We start from the raw sequence: 18,359 nt of genomic DNA on the forward strand, positions 1-18,359 counted from the left end.
GTTTTCTAAAAAAGCTATGGAAAAACAGCCGCCTACTTGTCACAATTCTACTTTATACCCATTTGTAGGTATGTTTTGCTATTTTTTTTCATACTAATTTTAGAAGGTAATTAATTAACCCTTTAAATAAAAAAAATGAGAAAACTTAAAAAAATCAAATTTAAAAAAAGAGATAACAAGCAACGTTTTGAAATCTATGGAGATTTAGTGAATGATGAAATTGACGTTATCATAGGGACCTTAAAATGGAAAAAAAACAAAATCACTCATATAAAGATAGAATACTCTTCAATTCCAAGACAATTTGAAGAAGCACAGTATTGCGAGTCTTCAAATAAAATTTTAATTCACTGTAGAGTGGATCCGTCTATAACAGAATCTGATTACGGCAACCCAAACGGATTCGGTATCCAAAAGTGTATTTTAGAAGAATATGATATTCCAATTTTCTTATTAGAATACAAACCTAAAGAAGAATTAAATCGTGACTGTCACCCAATAGGACCTCCAACTAGAGAAGGTAACATTATTGTTGGTGGGCCAGGATTCATAGAAGATTAATGAAGACACACAACTATTTATTATTTATATACATCTCAGGAATATTCTTACTTTTTCCTGAGATTACCTTTTGTCAAAAAACAAACTTCAGCAAACTAGAAATTTATGCCAAAACAAAAAACACCGCCGAATTAAAAACGGCCCTAAAAGAAATAGACACTGCACAACTAACTTTAAACGACAAAGGTTTATGGTATTATTACTTTGCTCGTTTGCACCAATACATAGATAAGCAGGATATTGCTTATAACTATATACTAAAAGCTAAAAATATTGCCAACAAGCTCAATCACAAAGAGCAACGACTGAATTGCAACCTTTGGCTTTTGGAAATACTTAGTCACAGAAGTAAAGCTACAATTGACTCTGCACCTATTCTAACAGAACTAGAAAGTGATGCCAAAGCCTTAAACAACAACAAAGCCGTTAGAGAATATTACCGCAGAATTGCCATCCAGTATTTAGATGCAAAAAACGCTCTAAAGGCCATTGAATATTTTAATAAAACAATCCCACTCATCATAAAAAAAGAAGACTCCGTTAGAATTGCCTATGTATATATGAATATCGCGACCGTTCACAGTACCGTTTCAACAAATCCAGATTCTTCTTTGTTCTATAACAAAAAGGCCATCTTCTTTTTAAAAAAATACAAGGACTTACAAACGCTCGCCTACAACTACAACAACCAAGCACAGCAATACAAACTCTTAAAAAAATACGACAAAGCAGTTGAACTATACCAAAAAGCCGATTCAATTAGTTTGAAAGAAAACATCAACTCTTCAAAACTTATTTTTTACAAAAACTTAGCAGAAACCTATGAGCTATCGGAGGATTTTAAAAATGCAACATTGTACCTGAATAAGATAACTGCTTTAAAAGATAGCATCAACGACACAAAACAAAATATTGCAATTTCAGAAATCAATGAAAAGTACAATAACGAAAAGTTGAGAGCTGACAACTTGGTGATTGATGCCAAACGTAAGAAAAACAAAAACCTCCTGTTCCTTTCACTTGCCCTATTATTCTTCGGAATTATAACCTTTGTTTTAATTCAAAAAAACACCAAGAAAAAACAACGATTGGCTGAAAAAGAAAAAGAACTACAAACACAAAAACTAAGCACTGTCTTAAAAGAACAAGAATTGACCATGATAGATGCGATGGTAGCAGGACAAGAAAAAGAACGTCAACGTATTGCTAACGACTTACACGATGACCTAGGTAGTTTATTAGCCAATGTTCGTTTGCATTTTGATGCTTTAAAAGAAAAAAAATCGGAAGATTTATTTGAACGCACCCATGTATTAATTGACGAAACTTACGACAAGGTTCGCTCACTATCACACGCCAAGAACTCTGGTGTTATTGCCAAACAAGGCTTGTTAAAAGCCGTTCAAAATATGGCTGATAAAATTTCACAAACAAATAAAATTTCTATTGCGGTATTTGATTATGAATTGAATGAACGCCTAGAAAACAGCTTGGAGATTACTTTATTCCGAATTTTACAAGAATTGATTACCAACACGCTTAAACACGCAAATGCTTCTGAAATTGAAATTCATTTAACCAACCATGGCGATACATTAAATATTTTATTCGAAGACAATGGAATTGGTTTTGACACCGCTCAAATTCTAGCCAAACACAATGGTATGGGACTTAGCAGTATTGACAAACGCATAGAACATCTAAACGGCTCTATGAATATTGATTCCATTAAAAACCAAGGCACCACCTTTATAATAGACATTCCTTTATGATACGATTAGCTATAGCCGAAGACCATCAATCCTTAATTGACGGTATCAAACTACTTTTAAAATACGAGGAAGGAATTTCCATTATTGGTACAGCCAATGACGGAGAAGAACTAGTTGAACTTGTAAGCCTAAAAAGACCCAGCATTGTTATTACCGACATACGAATGCCCAAACTTGATGGAATTGCAGCGACAAAAAAAATAAAAAAACTATTTCCTGAAATAAAAATACTCGCTTTTACCATGTTTGATCAAACTGATGCTATAGAGCAAATGATTGCTGCAGGAGCTTCTGGTTATATCTTAAAAAACTCTCCATTAAGTGAAGTCTTAAACGCCATCAAACAAGTAGCCAATGGGGAAACGTATTACGATGCCCATATTGACACCAATAGCTTACAAACAAAAGCAAGCTCTTCTAAAAAAGGTGTTTTAACCAAAAGACAGATTCAAATTTTAAGACTTATCTCCCAAGGAAAAACTTCTAGAGAAATTGGTGAGGAGCTTTTTATAGGAACACTAACGGTTAGTACGCATCGTAAAAATATGATTCAAATTTTAGGTCTCAAAGGCACAGGAGAATTGATGCGTTATGCCCTAGAAAAAAAATACGAATTCTAAAATTTCTTTTTCACTCGCAATTCGATGCACTTCTTTTTTTTTAAAAGAAAACACAGTCCTATACGCAGGTCAACCCAAACACTGTTTTTTATCTCAATTTCTACAACAATTGATTTGACTAGCAAAAAGAATTATTATATATTGACTTTTTTATAACCCTTAATTAACTTAGTCCGTATGAGCCCAAATGAAGACAGAAAAATAAGAGAACAATTCACCCCTAAAACATGGAACGAAATTAAAACAAACGATTCTTGGGGAATTTTTAAAATCATGTCTGAATTTGTAGATGGTTATGAACGCTTAAGTCAAATTGGCCCATGTGTCAGTATTTTCGGATCTGCCAGAACCAAAGAAAACCATGAACATTATATTCTTGCAGAAGAAATTGCCTTTCAACTTTGTAAAAATGGTTATGGTGTTATTACTGGTGGTGGACCAGGAATTATGGAAGCAGGAAACAAAGGTGCCAACCGCGCCGGCGGAATTTCTGTCGGATTGAACATTGAGCTTCCGTTTGAACAAAAAGACAATCCATATATCAACAAAGGAATGAGTTTAGACTTTGATTATTTCTTTGTTAGAAAAGTAATGTTTGTAAAATATTCGCAAGGTTTTATTGTTATGCCAGGAGGTTTTGGAACCTTAGATGAATTATTTGAAGCCATTACTTTAATTCAAACAAAAAAAATTGGACGATTTCCAATTATTCTTGTGGGACGAGAATTTTGGAGTGATTTGTTAGTTTGGATAAAAAACGTATTGCTAACAGAACATGCTACCATTAGCGAAGAAGATTTAAATCTTTTTAGAGTTGTTGACACCGCACAAGAAGCTATTGATCATCTCAACAAATTCTATGAGAAATACAATTTCAAACCAAATTTCTAAAAATACGCGTTGAAAAAATTCTATTCTTGTTCTTTACTATTGTTCTTGATTTGTTTAAAAATTAATGCACAACAAACAAAAATCAGCATCAAAGGTTTACTTATGCCCGAAGTTGACCAACTGGCATTGCAACAAAAAATAGTGTACTACAACAATAGCAACCAAGTCTTGCACAAAATTGTTTTACACAATTGGGCCAATAGTTTTTCAGGTCAAAAAACCGCCTTAAGCAAACGCTTGATAGAAAATTATAAAAAGAGCCTATATTTTGCAGACTCTATAGATCGGGGGAATTCGAACATACACAAATTATCTGTAAATTTTAAACCCGCTGACTATCATTTACACAACAGCAAAGTTGATCTGTTAGAAATTCCACTAGAATCACCCTTACAAAAAAACGACTCTGTTGTTATTACCGCCAATTACTCGGTAAAAATTCCCAATGCTAAATTTACAGGCTATGGAAAAGACGAACTTGGCAATTATAATTTAAGACATTGGTACCTGCAACCCGCCGTTTTTTCCAACAAGAAATGGCAAGCTTCCTCCAATCTCGACATGGACAATCTATACCAGCAAGCAGCAGATTACGACATTCAAATGTTTGTGCCTATTGGCTATCATATAAACGCTGGGCTTCCTTATGAAATGACATACAAAAACCATTTAGCCGATTTTAAATTCGAAGATAAAAAACGTGTAGATGTGGTACTAGCCATAACTTATAACAGCAGCTTTTCTAACTACAAAACCAACGACTTAAACATTGCTACAAATATTGAAAGTGATAAAATTTCAACACAAACAAAAAAAGTAATTCTAGAAAGAGCCGTTGCTTTTATTGAAAACAACCTAGGTAAATTTCCACACAACTTCGTTTTATTAGATGCTGCCTCATATCAAAAAAACAAAATTTACGGCATCAATGATTTGCCCAATTTTTTACGGCCTTTTTCAGATGTTTTTGAATGGGAAACCAAAATATTCAAAGCGCTAAGTAACAAACTGGTGGAAGAAACTTTATTATTCGATCGAAATACCGATTACTGGTTATCCGACGGGATACAAAGTTATTTGATGATGCAATATGTGAGCCAATACTATCCTGAAGTCAAGCTACTGGGAAAAAACTCAAAACGTTGGGGAATTAAAAATTTCAATTTTGCTCAAATGGATTATAACGACAAATATCCTTTTGTATACCAATTTTCAGCAAGAAAAAACATTGATCAATCACTAACCACACCTGCTGTGGAACTTTCTAATTTCAACAGAAAAATAGTCAACAAATACAAAGCTGGTTTAGGCTTGCGTTATTTAGATGCTTATTTAGGCGGAGCAACTTTACAGAATTCTTTAAAAGCATTTTACAAAGAGAATCAATTACAACCAACCAACAGCGGTACATTTCAACAATATTTATCTGAACGTACCAACAAAGATCTTTCTTGGTTTTTTGGCGACTACCTACAATCCAAAAAGAAAATAGACTTTACTTTAAAAAGAATAAAAAAAACGAAGGACTCGCTGTTTGTTACAATTAAAAACACTCGAAACATAAGCGCCCCCGTTGCATTGTATGGAGTAAAGAATAAAAAGATTCAATGGAAAAAGTGGATTCCACCAATTGACAGCACCAAAACCATCAAAATAGCAAAAGGAAATTTCGACAAAATATCGTTGAATTACGAATACCTATACCCTGAATTTAATTTAAGAAACAATTGGAAAAATGTGCGTCCAAAATTATTTGAAAGACCGCTACAATTAAAATTCATAAAAGACATTAGCGATCCATATTACAACCAAATATTTTACAAACCCACATTTGACTATAATTATTACGATGGTTTTATTTTAGGAATTGACCTGAACAACAAACCTGTCCAAAAAAATAATTTCGAATATAAAATAGTTCCAACCTACAGTACGAAAAGTGAAACTTTCTCTGGTAAATTCTCAACAGTTTACAACTACTTTCCAGAAAACAAAAAAGTATACCGTGTGCTTTTTGGAGTATCTGGAAGTCGTTTTCATTATGACAAAAATTTAAACTACACCACTTTTGCCCCTTTAGTTTCTATACAATTTAACAGAAAAAACCTAAGAGCTGTTGGCACCAATAATCTAACCTTAAAATATTTAATGATTGACAAGCAGGTTGAAGTGAACACCCTGAAAACTGACGAAGACCATTACAATATCACCAAATTAAAATATTCTTATACAAGACCCGATTTATTAAATGATTTCAGAATAAATACCAGTTTCGAATTCGCCAATAATTTCAACAAAATAGCCACAGATATTTTGTACAGAAAGCTTACAGATAAAAACAGGCAATGGGAATTTAGATGGTTTGCTGGAGTGTTTTTAAACAATAACACCGATTCAAATTATTTCAGTTTCGGACTAAGCAGACCGCAAGATTATTTATTTGAACACAATTTATTTGGCCGGTCGGAAGATACAGGAATTGTGAGTCAACAATATGTTAGCGCACAAGGTGGATTTAAATCTCTTTTTACGAAAGACACTGAAAAATTTGCCAATAGCTGGATGACTTCCTTTAACACATCTGTTAGTATTTGGAGAAGCTTGCAATTGTACAACGATTTTGGAGCTGTAAAAAACACGGGGCAGCCAATTTTTTTCGCACATGAAAGCGGACTTCGTTTAAATTTTGTTCACAATATACTAGAATTCTACATCCCTATCCACTCTAATAATGGTTGGGAAATGGGACTCAATAACTACACAAGTAAAATTCGATTTACCTTGGTTTTAGACGCCAATAGAATCTTTAATTTTGTTAGACGTGGTTTCCTATAATTAGTGCATTTTACCAAGGATACAAACTCTTTTAAAATTCATTTTAAAACCGTACCTTTGCACTATCTAAAAATGCTTATTCATGACCTCAGTAACCTCTGAAATTAACGAACAAAACCTATCGTTTCAACAATTTAAAGATGAAATATTAAAGGACTACTATACAGCTGTATTGAGTAGAGAATGTAGTTTGTTAGGAAGGAAAGAGGTACTTACAGGAAAAGCAAAGTTTGGAATTTTTGGTGATGGTAAAGAATTGCCACAAATTGCTATGGCCAAAGCTTTTAAAAAAGGAGATTGGAGATCGGGCTATTACAGAGACCAAACTTTTATGATGGCTTTGGGTGAGTTTACGCCCCAACAATTTTTTGCTGGCTTGTATGCGCATACAGATATCAAAGCAGAACCTTTTTCTGCAGGTAGGCAAATGGGAGGCCATTTCGCAACTCATATTGTAAATGAAGATGGCACTTGGAAAAACCAAACACAACAATACAACACCAGTTCTGATGTATCTTGTACAGCTGCACAAATGCCTCGATTAGTGGGATTAGCTTATGCATCTAAACTTTATAGAAACGTAGCTAGCTTACAAAAAGGCTATGAAAACTTCACCAATAAAGGAAATGAAATTGGTTGGGGTACCATAGGAAATGCAAGTACAAGTGAAGGACATTTTTTTGAAGCAATCAACGCTTCTGGTGTTTTACAAATCCCCATGATTACCAGTGTTTGGGATGACGAATATGGAATTTCAGTTCATGCCAAATACCAAACCACAAAAGAAAATATTTCTGAAGTTTTAAAAGGTTTTCAAAGAGATCCTAAAAACAAAGGTTTGGAAATTTTACGTGTAAACGGTTGGGATTATGTGCAATTAATGGATACCTATAAGAAGGCTGCAGAAATTGCTAGAACAGAACATGTACCTGTATTAATTCACGTTCAAGAACTAACACAACCACAAGGACACTCTTCTTCTGGATCCCATGAACGATACAAAAGCAAAAACAGACTAGGTTGGGAAGCCGATTTTGATTGCAATAAAAAATTCAAAGAATGGATTTTAGAATTTGAATTAGAAAACAACGACCATATTTTAAAAATTGTTGAAAGCGAAGAAGAACTTATTGCTATAGAAAAACAAGCCAAACGAGAAGTTTCTCAAGCAAAAAAAGATGCCTGGAAAGCTTTTTTAGAACCGCTTAAAAAAGAACAATTAGAATTATTGCAATTATTGGATGGCGTTTGTAAAACGAGTTCAAACAAAAATTTTATAGCAAAACTAAGAAACGATTTTGCTGCTATAAAAGAACCTTCTCGAAAAGAAATATTTGAAACGGCTAGAAAAGCAACGCCACTTTTACGTTTTGAAAATTCGAAAGAAAAAACAAAATTCTTAGCTTGGCTAACCGAAAACAAGCAAATTACACAAGATAAATACAGCACAAAACTTATCAATGATACCGGAAACGGAGTAAGTACTATTGCTGAAATAAAACCAACCTATCCTTCCGACAAAAAAATTGTTGATGCAAGAATTATCATTCGTGATAATTTTGACGCCCTACTAGAAAAACATGGCAACTTGTTTATTTTCGGGGAAGATTCTGGTAAAATTGGAGATGTTAACCAAGGACTAGAAAGCTTACAAGATAAATTTGGTGAAGATAGAGTAACGGATACCGGAATTAGAGAATCTACTATAATTGGTCAAGGAATTGGAATGGCTTTACGTGGCCTTCGTCCTATTGCTGAAATTCAATATTTAGATTATTTAATATACACCATACAAACCTTAAGTGATGATTTGGCCTGTTTACGTTACCGAACCTTTGGAAAACAACGTGCCCCATTAATCATTAGAACCAGAGGACATCGTTTGGAAGGAATCTGGCATTCAGGATCTCCTATGTCTATGATACTAGGAACCTTAAGAGGAATTCATTTATTGGTACCAAGAAACATGACCAAGGCCGCTGGGTTTTACAATACCTTGTTACAAGGAGATGAGCCAGCTTTAGTTATTGAAAATTTAAATGGTTATCGTTTAAAAGAAGAATTACCTGAAAATTTAGGAGAATACACTACGCCTATTGGTTACGTAGAAACCGTAAAAGAAGGAGCTGATATTACGTTAGTTTCCTATGGATCTACTTTAAAAATTGTTCAGGATACCGCTTTAGATTTAGCTCAAGTAGGAATTGATATTGAAATTATTGATGTACAATCTTTAATGCCTTTTGATTTGAATCATGACATTTCGAAAAGTGTTGCCAAAACCAATAGATTATTAGTTATTGATGAAGATGTTCCTGGGGGAGCTTCTGCTTATATTTTACAAAAAGTACTAGATGAGCAAGATGCTTATCATTATTTAGACAGCAAACCTTCTACTTTAAGTGCAAAACCACATCGACCTGCTTATGGTAGTGATGGTGATTATTTTTCAAAACCGTCAACTGAAGATGTGTTTGAAGCTGTATACAAAATAATGCATGAAGTCAATCCTGTAGAATTCCCAAACCTCTACTAAATAAATTACTGACGACAAACTAAGTGCGCTCATATACTACTTAACAAACAATACACGTATAGTGCATTTTATTACACATTTGTTATAGGGTTTAGGGGTGTTCGCGCTTTACAGAATAAAGGTTTTGTTTTAACTTTGAAAGAAGTTTAACCAACCCTTTTATGATGATCAAATTATTTAGCAAGACACAATTATGTCTATTTGCCCTTACTTTATTATTCTCTTACACCCAAAATGCTCAGCAAAAAAATATTGAAGTTACTGGAGTAATTTTAGATGAAAACAATATTACCATTCCTTATGTTGCTGTAGGAATTGTTGCCAAAAGCATTGGAAGTTCCAGTACAGAAGACGGTGAATTTTCACTTAAAATTAGCGCCAATGAATTGCAAGACACTTTATCGGTTTCTTCTTTAGGGTTTGACACCTATAAAATTAGAGTAGAAGAATTTTTAGCCTTAAAAGAAAAGAAAATTATCCTAAAAGAAAACGTTGTTTCTATGGATGATGTTCAACTTTTAAAACCTTCCGAATATGTGTTTAATGCCATCAAAAACTTAAAAAACAACACGTTAAGCTCTTACCACCAATTACAACTTCTTTACCGGAGAGCGGCTACAGAAGGAGGTAAATCAAAATTCTTTGTCGAAAATTTTATAAAAATTAAAGATCGAGGTCCAAAATATTCTTTAGGAAGAGTACAAGTAACCGAAGCTCGAAAATCTGCAGATTATAGAATATGGAAAAGAACCCAATGGACACATTCTATCAACTATATGGCAAGTGGAAATCCGTTAAGACCTTCAGACAAAAAACCAAACCTTAAAAAATATACCTGGAAAAAAACAGGGGATACTTCTTACGAAGGAGAAGATGTTCTAATTATAAAAGGAACCCTCAAACACGATTATATAATTTTCTATATTGGACTTGACGATTATAAAATTTATAAAATAGAAAGACCACGAACCATATACACTTATACAAAACACAAAAGTGGAAAACTACATTTGAGCTATTATTCAAAAGAATGGGGATTTGGAAGAAATATGATTCCAAAACAATACTGGAATACTGAAGCGGAAAAAATGACCTATCGCTTGGAAGGATTTGTACTGAATGTAGTGACTAACAAAAGTAATATTGCGGTTCGTGATTTTGGAGGTACTTCGGATATGGGAACATTAAAACTTCCTTACCATCCCGAGTTCTGGTCAAATTTAAGCATGCCACCAGATACGAAGTTTTTCAAAAAAATTAAATCTGAATTGGAAGGACTTTACGGAGTTCCACTTGAAACCCAATTTAAACTCGTCAATAAATAAAAAAATGCCACTGTTGTTCACAGTGGCATTTATGTTTCTAACAACTTTCCTTTTTTAAACCCTATTTTTTGTAAATTTGCCTCTTGAAAAATTAAACAAATTACCAACAAACAATCGGACTCCCTAAATTATACTATTAAATGATTTCAGCAAACGGAAAATCTATAATCATAGCCGCTAATAAAACCGTAGTCCCATTATTTTTATTGATGTTTTTTGGATTGTATTTCGACAGTTCGATGTTTGCCAAAAAGTATCCTGAAACACAAAATATTGCCAACATACTAATGGTTATTTCGTTTTCCATTCTGTTTTGGAAATCTTCGGCTAAAATAAGAGAACTAATGATTTACGCAGTGATTGTGGGAATTATTGGAGAATATTTATTTTCCTTAGGAATGAGCATGTATACCTATCGACTAGAAAATGTTCCCTTTTATATTCCTCCAGGGCACGCCATCGTATATATTACAACCATATATTTTTGCAAACAAAAAAGCATCAAAGTAAACAGGCTGCTTTTAGAAAAAATATTTACCATCGCCATTGTACTTTATGGCCTTGTATTTTTAATAACAAAAGGAGATGTTTTTGGTTTTGTTATGACCTTAACGGTTCTGTTGCTGCTAAAAAACAAACCTCGAGAGCGCTTGTTTTTTTTAAGCATGTATATTGTTGTTGCCTTTCTAGAAATTGTTGGTACCACCTATGAATGTTGGTATTGGCCAACAACAGCTTGGGATGTCATTCCTTTTTTAGAGAGCGGTAATCCTCCAAGCGGCATCAGTCTATTTTACTTTTTACTAGACCTAAGTTGCTTATGGCTATACAAACAAAGACACCGAAAAGCATGGGCGAGAATGAAACATATTCGATTCTTAAATGAAAAATTGTAAGTGTATTTACATAGCCATTTCTTGCCATAAAATGACTATTTAGAGGGTCGGAAACAAATTGTTAATTTTTTTCAACTCCTCAACATCTTTGTTTATTTTCACACATATTACCTACACTTTACACAGCGTTTCGTATCTTGCCGCAAATTAAAAAACATAGTATGTCAAAACAGACCAAATTATCAAGATTTAACGACAATGTACTTGCTAAATACCAAGTATACAACAGTGTTTTCATGACATTACCTTTTGATAATGTTACAAAAACAGGTACATTATTACCGTTATTTAATGAGACTTGTATTGAAGGCTTTAAAAACGGAAAAACACCTACTGAAATAGTCAATGGGTTTTTTGATAAATACAAAGAAAACTGTACCGAAGAAAATAGAATAAGTTTTTTATTCAAATTCATCCAATACATTGAACGTCAGGTAGTTTTGTTTGACGCCATTGAAGATGCAGCTTTTCCAATTGTCAATAACATGAATGGAATTGGAACCATTAGAAATGTAAAAGAAGTTGCAGATTCTAAAAGGGTTACCAAAGAATTACAAAAATATTTAGAAGAATTTAAAACTCGTTTGGTACTTACGGCGCATCCTACGCAATTTTACCCAGGAACCGTTTTAACAATTCTTACAGATTTACAAAAAGCAATTAATGAAGACGATTTGTCTTTGATAAAAAAGCTTTTGTCTCAGTTAGGAAAAACAACTTTCTTTGCCGATCAAAAACCAACACCTTATGACGAAGCAATTAGCTTAATCTGGTATCTAGAAAATGTATTTTATCACTCAATCAGTAAAATATATGACTACATCCAAACGCATATTTTTGATGGAAGATCTATCGACAACGAAATTATAAACCTAGGATTTTGGCCTTGTGGAGATAGAGATGGAAATCCGTATGTCACTACAGAAACTACTTTAAAAGTAGCGCGTAAACTTCGTCAAACTGTTTTAAAGAACTATTACAGAGAAGCTAGAAAAATTAAAAGAAGATTGTCATTCTCAGGTGTTTTTGACATTATTTCTGACATCGAATCTCGTTTGTACGACAGTTGTATTTCGGAGGATGCTCCAATCAGAATTTCTCAAGAAGCATTATTAGAAAAATTACAAACCATCAAAAAAATTATCAAAGACCAACACAATAATTTATTTATTGAAGAGGTAGATAGTTTTATCAACAAGGTGAAAATTTTTGGATACCATTTTGCAACCATGGATATCCGTCAAGATAGCCGTGTACATCATGATGTATTTACAGAAATCGTAAAAGAATTACAAGCCAAAGGAGATACTTCTTTTCCTGAAAACTATTTAGAGCTTCCTGCAAAAGAACAAATTGAAATTTTAGCAAAAGTCAAAGGAAATGTTGATGCTGAAGATTTTTCAAACGATATGGCTGTAAAAACTTTAGGTTCTATGCAAGCTATAAACACCATTCAAAAAGAAAATGGTGCAAGAGGGGCAAATAGATATATCATTAGTAACAACCAAACAGCATTGAATGTTATGGAAACTTTTGCCATGCTAAACCTTTCTGGTTTTGAAGATGGATTAAAAGTTGATGTCGCTCCTTTGTTTGAAACGGTGGATGATTTAGCAGTTGCACCAAATGTAATGCGTGAGCTTTACAATATTCCAGAATACCGTGCACATGTTGCTAGTAGAGGAAATAAGCAAAACATTATGTTAGGTTTTTCTGATGGAACCAAAGATGGTGGTTACTTAATGGCCAACTGGGGTATTTACAAAGCGAAAGAAGAATTAAGTGCTGTTTCTCGTGAATTCGGGATCAAAGTAATTTTCTTTGACGGACGTGGTGGACCTCCTGCACGTGGTGGTGGAAAAACATCTAAGTTTTACGCTTCTTTAGGACCAAATATTGAAAATCAGGAAATTCAATTGACCATTCAAGGACAAACAATTAGTTCTAATTTTGGAAACTTAGATTCTTCTCAATACAATATTGAACAATTATTAGGAGCTGGTGTTGCCAACAAAATCTTTAACGACCCGAAAAACGGTGCCATGTCTGATGAAGATAGAGCGGTTATGATTGACTTAGCAGAAACTAGTTTTGAAGCGTATAGCAACTTTAAGAACCATGAAATGTTCATTCCTTATTTAGAGCGAATGAGTACTTTAAAATTCTACGGAAAAGCCAATATCGGTTCAAGACCCTCTAAGCGTTCAAAATCTGCACAACTAGATTTCAGCGATTTAAGAGCTATTCCTTTTGTAGGTAGTTGGTCTCAGTTGAAACAAAATGTTCCTGGATTCTTTGGAGTAGGTACGGCTTTCAAAAAATACGAAGATGCTGGAGAGTTTGAAAAAATTCAACATTTTTACAACAACTCTAACTTCTTTAAAACTTTGTTAGAAAACAGTGTGATGTCCTTAACAAAATCTTTCTTTGAATTGACGGCCTATATGGCCAAAGACGAGGAGTTTGGTGACTTTTGGAATATCATTCATGACGAATACCAATTGACAAAAAAAATGTTATTGAAGTTAACTGGACACAAAGAACTTATGGAAAATTACCCTGATGGAAGAGCTTCTATTGCAGTAAGAGATTCTATTGTTTTACCATTGTTAACCATCCAACAATTTGCATTGAAGGAAGTTCAAAACATCAATAAATCTGGTATTAAAGACAGTGCAAGACTTGAAACTTTTGAAAAAATTGTGACTCGTTCTTTATTTGGAAATACAAATGCTAGTAGAAACTCAGCATAGTTAATTATACTTTAAAACCCAAAGGCCGTAAATACTATTTACGGCCTTTTTTCTTTTTTGCTATTTAGTGAAAATCCCCCTATAATTTAGTACGTATAAATACCTGTTTTTCCTTTTTTAATTCTTAGTTGAAAAAAAAATCGTAATATTAATAGTTCTTATAGGAGACCACAAAAAAAAGCGATGAAAAAAGAAAGAATAAAAATATTTTTAATAGATGATGACGTCTTGTATTTTGAGAGTCTTCAGAATTTATTCCGATCAAATGAACGTTTAAACCTCATCTATCAAACGGCTAATTTTCGAGAACTTTCAAATATCTTGTTAACATCTCAACCCGATATTCTTTTGTTAAATATTCGATCTGCACATTACCAAGCTGAAAATATAACCAGTCTCTTACATGCAAATTTTCCAGAAATAAAAATCATTGCTATTTCTAAAAAACTAGAAGAAATTTTAAATTCAAAATTATTTATTTTTGATGCCAACGCCTACTTAACCAAGAAGGACAGTAGCGAACAGATAATACAAACCATACTAAAAGTAAAAAAAGAAGGCTATTATTATGGAGAATCTTTTATTCGCTTCATGAGAAATCATCATGTAAAGAAAAAAATAATCCATCAGAAAAAAGAAAGCAACACCTTATTTACCAAAAGGGAACTGCAAGTTTTAGAATTGGTTTGCTTGCAAAAAACCACGCAAGAAATATCTGAAGAATTGTATGTAAGCCCTAGAACAGTAGAAGGACACAGAAATAGTATGATGGTTAAAACAGGCTCTAAAAACGTAGCAGGATTAATTGTTTACGCCTTTCAGCACAATTTAATAGACATCAAAGAAAGTCTAATTTTTTAAAGAAAATTAAAAACCTATTCCGATTCTTTTCAAAGCTTCTTTGTCTTCGATTTTTATTTTCTTCCCTACCAAACTAATGATCTTATCTTTTTTAAGTTCTGACAACAAACGTATAGCTGATTCTGTTGCTGTACCGATAACATTAGAAATTTCTTCTCTAGAAAGTTGAATATTAATCGTACCATCTTCTGCCTCTCCAAAAGTTTCATCTAAAAACAATAGCATATCTGCCAAACGTTCACGCACAGTTTTTTGAGCCATATTAGTCAACGTTGCATTGGCGTCTTTTAAATCATGACAAACCACCTTAAACATGTCTTTAGAAAAATCTTTATTGTTCTGAATAGAATCAAAAATATCTTTTTTAGGAATAAAACAAGCTGCCATATCTTCCAAAGCCACAACTGATAAACTCACCGGTTCTTCACTTAAAACGGATCGATAACCAAGCATATCACCATGTTTGATAAACTTTACAATTTGTTCTTTTCCATTCTGACTCAGCCTTGTCAACTTACACTTTCCTTCTTTAATACAATACACCCCATTTAACATTGAGCCCTCTTTAAAAATAACGTCACCTTTTTTAAAGATCAATTCATTTTTATGATTAGACACTTCTTTTAGCTCTTCGCTTGATAATGTTTTTAAGGTATTGAATTCCCGAATGATACATTGATGACAATTTCCCATAGTTTTGTAGTAATAGCTTTACCAAATATAACTTAATTATATGATAATTGTCAGTAATTGACGCGCTAATTATTCGGAAATTTGTCGTATTATTTTAGGTATGAATGTCTTTCGAGACACAACAAAAAAAGAAAAGCCTTCGGGTATTGACTCTTTTTTTTTAATTTTAGGAACATGGAAAAAGCAAACTGCTATCATTGTGGTAATGATTGCAAGGATAATAATTCGCTTGTTTTTGACCAAAAGAATTTCTGTTGCAACGGTTGTAAAACTGTTTTCGAAATTCTTAACGAAAACGAATTGAATTGTTATTACGATTTTGAGCAAGCCCCTGGGAAAGTTCCAGAAGAAATTTTTGGGAAATACGACTATTTAGACAGCCCAAGTATTGCTGCAAAAATATTAGAATTTGACGATGATGTGACAAGTATTGTTACCTTGAGTATTCCGCATATTCACTGTAGTTCTTGTATTTGGATTTTAGAAAATTTACACAGACTAAACGAACACCTGAGTTCTTCACAGGTAAATTTCCCAAACAAAACTGTACGTATTGTTTTTCATAAAGAACTGATTTCCTTAAAAGAAATTGTTATTTTACTTAGTTCTATTGGTTATGATCCCTATATCAGTTTAGAAAATACTGAGTCTAACAAAACAAAAGCTGCCGATAAAACACTGATTTACAAATTAGGCGTTGCGGGTTTTGCTTTTGGTAACATTATGTTTCTGTCTTTTCCTGAATATTTTGAAGTCGATGAATTTTGGCTAAACCAATACAAAAGTTTCTTCAGATGGATCATGTTTTTCATGGCAATCCCTGTCTTAGTTTATTCTGCTCAAGATTATTTTATTTCTGCTTACAAAGGATTGAAACATAAAATATTAAATATTGATGTTCCTATTGCTTTGGGTGTTCTTGTTTTATTTCTAAGAAGTAGTTATGAAATTTTCACAAAATCGGGGCAAGGTTATTTAGATAGTTTATCTGGATTGCTATTTTTCTTACTACTTGGTAAACTTTTCCAACAACGAACCTATTCATTTTTATCTTTTGAAAGAGATTACAAATCGTATTTCCCAATTGCGGTTACACGAATTAAAAACAAAATTGAAGAGGCCGTTCAAATTTACGATATTGAAAAAGGCGATCGATTGCTTATTAGAAACCAAGAACTTATTCCTATTGATGGAATTATCATCAACGGTGATGCTTTGTTGGATTATAGTTTTGTAACCGGAGAAAGCAATCCTGTTGAAAAAAAATCAGGTGATAAAATTTTTGCTGGCGGAAAACAATTGGGAGGTGGTATTGAAATTGAGGCTATCAAATCTGTTTCACAAAGTTACTTAACTCAGCTTTGGAGCAATGATATTTTTTCCAAAAACAAAGACGACAATTTTAAAGGCATAACCGATCAAATAAGCCAATATTTTACTTTTGTAATTTTAATTATTGCCATTGTATCAGGGACTTACTGGTATTTTATTTCACCTAAAATTGCTGCTACCGTTGTCAGTGCAATTCTAATTATTGCCTGTCCTTGTGCCTTGGCTCTTTCGGCTCCTTTTACCTTAGGAAATATTATTCGGATTTTTGGAAAACATAAATACTATTTGAAAAACGCCAATGTTATTGAAAGTATGGCCAAAATAAATTCCATCGTTTTTGACAAAACGGGTACCATTACTTCTAGCAGCAGTCAAGAAATAACTTATGAAGGAACTCCCCTATCAACGAAAGAAAAATCACAAATAAAATCCATATTAAGAAACTCCAATCACCCTTTAAGCAGAACCTTATACGATTGGTTGCCTGAATTAGAAATAGAAAATATTTCCGACTTTAAAGAAATTGCAGGAAAAGGAATTACAGGCATTGTTTCCGGACAAGAAGTGAAAGTTGGAAGCGCTAGTTTTACCGTTTCTCAACAAGAACTAAATAGTGAAGAAACAGCTGTTTTTGTAAATATCAACGAAATCAACAAGGGGAAATTTCTTTTTAAAAATCAATACCGCCTTGGAATGTTTGAGATGTTTAATCAATTAAAAAACAAATTCAAATTGGCTTTACTCTCTGGAGACAATGAGGGTGAAAAGTTACATCTGCAAAAAGTCCTTCCCAAAAACACCACCTTACTTTTCAACCAAAAACCAGATGACAAGCTGAATTATATACAACGTAAACAACGAGCACATGAAATTGTCATGATGATTGGTGATGGCCTAAATGATGCGGGGGCACTCGCACAAAGCGAAGTTGGAATTGCCGTTTCAGAAAATGTAAACGTATTTTCTCCTGCTTGTGATGGTATTATTGACGCCATTCAACTAGATAAACTTCCACTTTTTCTAAGCATTGCAAAAAAAGCTATGCGCATCATAAAAGCTAGTTTTGTCTTGTCTTTTCTATACAACTTGCTTGGTTTGTATTTTGCTATTAGCGGACAATTATCTCCTGTTATAGCAGCTATTTTAATGCCTTTGAGTTCTATTTCTGTGGTTGTTTTTGTTACTGTACTCACCAATTATATCTCCAGACCTTTAAATACTTAATTTCATCTCTTTTCGGTATCGTTATCGAAAAATAAAAACGTTTTCGGTAACCTCCTCGAT

At 33.2% G+C, this 18,359-nt stretch carries 13 protein-coding genes; 11 read left to right on the plus strand and 2 right to left on the minus strand.

Annotated features, from left to right (window positions below):
* Nucleotides 1-135 precede the first annotated feature (135 nt).
* The 7 genes from FGM02_RS01445 (at nt 136) to FGM02_RS01475 (ending at nt 10,540) form a co-directional block, all read left to right on the plus strand.
* Nucleotides 136-561, plus strand: a complete 426-nt coding sequence (locus tag FGM02_RS01445) for a hypothetical protein (RefSeq protein ID WP_139956233.1) — start codon at nt 136-138, stop codon at nt 559-561.
* On the plus strand, nt 561-2,333 hold the full coding sequence (locus FGM02_RS01450; RefSeq protein WP_139956235.1) for a tetratricopeptide repeat-containing sensor histidine kinase: 1,773 nt from the start codon (nt 561-563) through the stop codon (nt 2,331-2,333). The genes FGM02_RS01445 and FGM02_RS01450 overlap by 1 nt, the downstream gene beginning before the upstream one ends.
* Entirely contained in the window at nt 2,330-2,953 is a 624-nt protein-coding gene (locus FGM02_RS01455) for a response regulator transcription factor (protein ID WP_139956237.1), read from the plus strand. Before FGM02_RS01450 ends, FGM02_RS01455 begins: the two co-directional genes overlap by 4 nt.
* A gap of 177 nt (nt 2,954-3,130) precedes the next feature.
* Entirely contained in the window at nt 3,131-3,844 is a 714-nt protein-coding gene (locus FGM02_RS01460) for an LOG family protein (protein WP_139956239.1), read from the plus strand.
* 102 nt (nt 3,845-3,946) lie between these two features.
* Entirely contained in the window at nt 3,947-6,679 is a 2,733-nt protein-coding gene (locus tag FGM02_RS01465) for a gluzincin family metallopeptidase (RefSeq protein ID WP_208021462.1), read from the plus strand.
* 82 nt (nt 6,680-6,761) lie between these two features.
* Nucleotides 6,762-9,215, plus strand: a complete 2,454-nt coding sequence (locus FGM02_RS01470; RefSeq protein WP_139956243.1) for an alpha-ketoacid dehydrogenase subunit alpha/beta — start codon at nt 6,762-6,764, stop codon at nt 9,213-9,215.
* 161 nt (nt 9,216-9,376) lie between these two features.
* Nucleotides 9,377-10,540, plus strand: coding sequence for a carboxypeptidase-like regulatory domain-containing protein (locus FGM02_RS01475; RefSeq protein ID WP_243739324.1), 1,164 nt, complete (start codon nt 9,377-9,379; stop codon nt 10,538-10,540).
* A gap of 136 nt (nt 10,541-10,676) precedes the next feature.
* Here FGM02_RS01475 and FGM02_RS18240 read toward each other — a convergent pair whose 3' ends face one another.
* Nucleotides 10,677-10,847, minus strand: a complete 171-nt coding sequence (locus tag FGM02_RS18240) for a hypothetical protein (protein ID WP_243739325.1) — start codon at nt 10,845-10,847, stop codon at nt 10,677-10,679.
* Between the two features lie 37 nt (nt 10,848-10,884).
* On the opposite strand from FGM02_RS18240, the gene FGM02_RS01480 reads away from it, so the two are divergent.
* From FGM02_RS01480 to FGM02_RS01490, 3 genes are all read left to right on the plus strand, one after another.
* Nucleotides 10,885-11,436 (plus strand): hypothetical protein, encoded by a 552-nt coding sequence (locus FGM02_RS01480; RefSeq protein ID WP_243739326.1) that lies wholly within the window; start codon nt 10,885-10,887, stop codon nt 11,434-11,436.
* Between the two features lie 161 nt (nt 11,437-11,597).
* The gene (locus tag FGM02_RS01485) at nt 11,598-14,189 is read left to right on the plus strand and encodes a phosphoenolpyruvate carboxylase (protein WP_139956247.1); all 2,592 of its coding nucleotides are present in this window, start codon (nt 11,598-11,600) and stop codon (nt 14,187-14,189) included.
* 183 nt (nt 14,190-14,372) lie between these two features.
* Entirely contained in the window at nt 14,373-15,050 is a 678-nt protein-coding gene (locus FGM02_RS01490) for a LuxR C-terminal-related transcriptional regulator (protein ID WP_139956249.1), read from the plus strand.
* A 6-nt stretch (nt 15,051-15,056) separates the two neighbouring features.
* On the opposite strand, the gene FGM02_RS01495 is transcribed toward FGM02_RS01490, so the two are convergent.
* Nucleotides 15,057-15,743: a Crp/Fnr family transcriptional regulator gene (locus FGM02_RS01495; protein WP_139956251.1), complete on the minus strand. Its 687-nt coding sequence runs from the start codon at nt 15,741-15,743 to the stop codon at nt 15,057-15,059.
* A 174-nt stretch (nt 15,744-15,917) separates the two neighbouring features.
* Between FGM02_RS01495 and FGM02_RS01500 the strand changes: the two genes are divergently transcribed.
* On the plus strand, nt 15,918-18,299 hold the full coding sequence (locus tag FGM02_RS01500) for a heavy metal translocating P-type ATPase (protein WP_139956253.1): 2,382 nt from the start codon (nt 15,918-15,920) through the stop codon (nt 18,297-18,299).
* The last annotated feature ends 60 nt before the right edge of the window (nt 18,300-18,359 follow it).

Source organism: Flavicella sediminum (assembly GCF_006381105.1).
GTDB lineage: Bacteria > Bacteroidota > Bacteroidia > Flavobacteriales > Flavobacteriaceae > Flavicella > Flavicella sediminum.

Excerpts from the sequence above, each read along its gene's own strand:
- FGM02_RS01445 (WP_139956233.1), top strand. The coding sequence starts at position 136 with ATGAGAAAACTTAAAAAAATCAAATTTAAAAAAAGAGATAACAAGCAA.
- FGM02_RS01450 (WP_139956235.1), top strand. The coding sequence starts at position 561 with ATGAAGACACACAACTATTTATTATTTATATACATCTCAGGAATATTC.
- FGM02_RS01455 (WP_139956237.1), top strand. The coding sequence starts at position 2,330 with ATGATACGATTAGCTATAGCCGAAGACCATCAATCCTTAATTGACGGT.
- FGM02_RS01460 (WP_139956239.1), top strand. The coding sequence starts at position 3,131 with ATGAGCCCAAATGAAGACAGAAAAATAAGAGAACAATTCACCCCTAAA.
- FGM02_RS01465 (WP_208021462.1), top strand. The coding sequence starts at position 3,947 with ATGCCCGAAGTTGACCAACTGGCATTGCAACAAAAAATAGTGTACTAC.
- FGM02_RS01470 (WP_139956243.1), top strand. The coding sequence starts at position 6,762 with ATGACCTCAGTAACCTCTGAAATTAACGAACAAAACCTATCGTTTCAA.
- FGM02_RS01475 (WP_243739324.1), top strand. The coding sequence starts at position 9,377 with ATGATGATCAAATTATTTAGCAAGACACAATTATGTCTATTTGCCCTT.
- FGM02_RS18240 (WP_243739325.1), bottom strand. The coding sequence starts at position 10,847 with ATGGAAAACGAAATAACCATTAGTATGTTGGCAATATTTTGTGTTTCA.
- FGM02_RS01480 (WP_243739326.1), top strand. The coding sequence starts at position 10,885 with ATGATTTACGCAGTGATTGTGGGAATTATTGGAGAATATTTATTTTCC.
- FGM02_RS01485 (WP_139956247.1), top strand. The coding sequence starts at position 11,598 with ATGTCAAAACAGACCAAATTATCAAGATTTAACGACAATGTACTTGCT.
- FGM02_RS01490 (WP_139956249.1), top strand. The coding sequence starts at position 14,373 with ATGAAAAAAGAAAGAATAAAAATATTTTTAATAGATGATGACGTCTTG.
- FGM02_RS01495 (WP_139956251.1), bottom strand. The coding sequence starts at position 15,743 with ATGGGAAATTGTCATCAATGTATCATTCGGGAATTCAATACCTTAAAA.
- FGM02_RS01500 (WP_139956253.1), top strand. The coding sequence starts at position 15,918 with ATGGAAAAAGCAAACTGCTATCATTGTGGTAATGATTGCAAGGATAAT.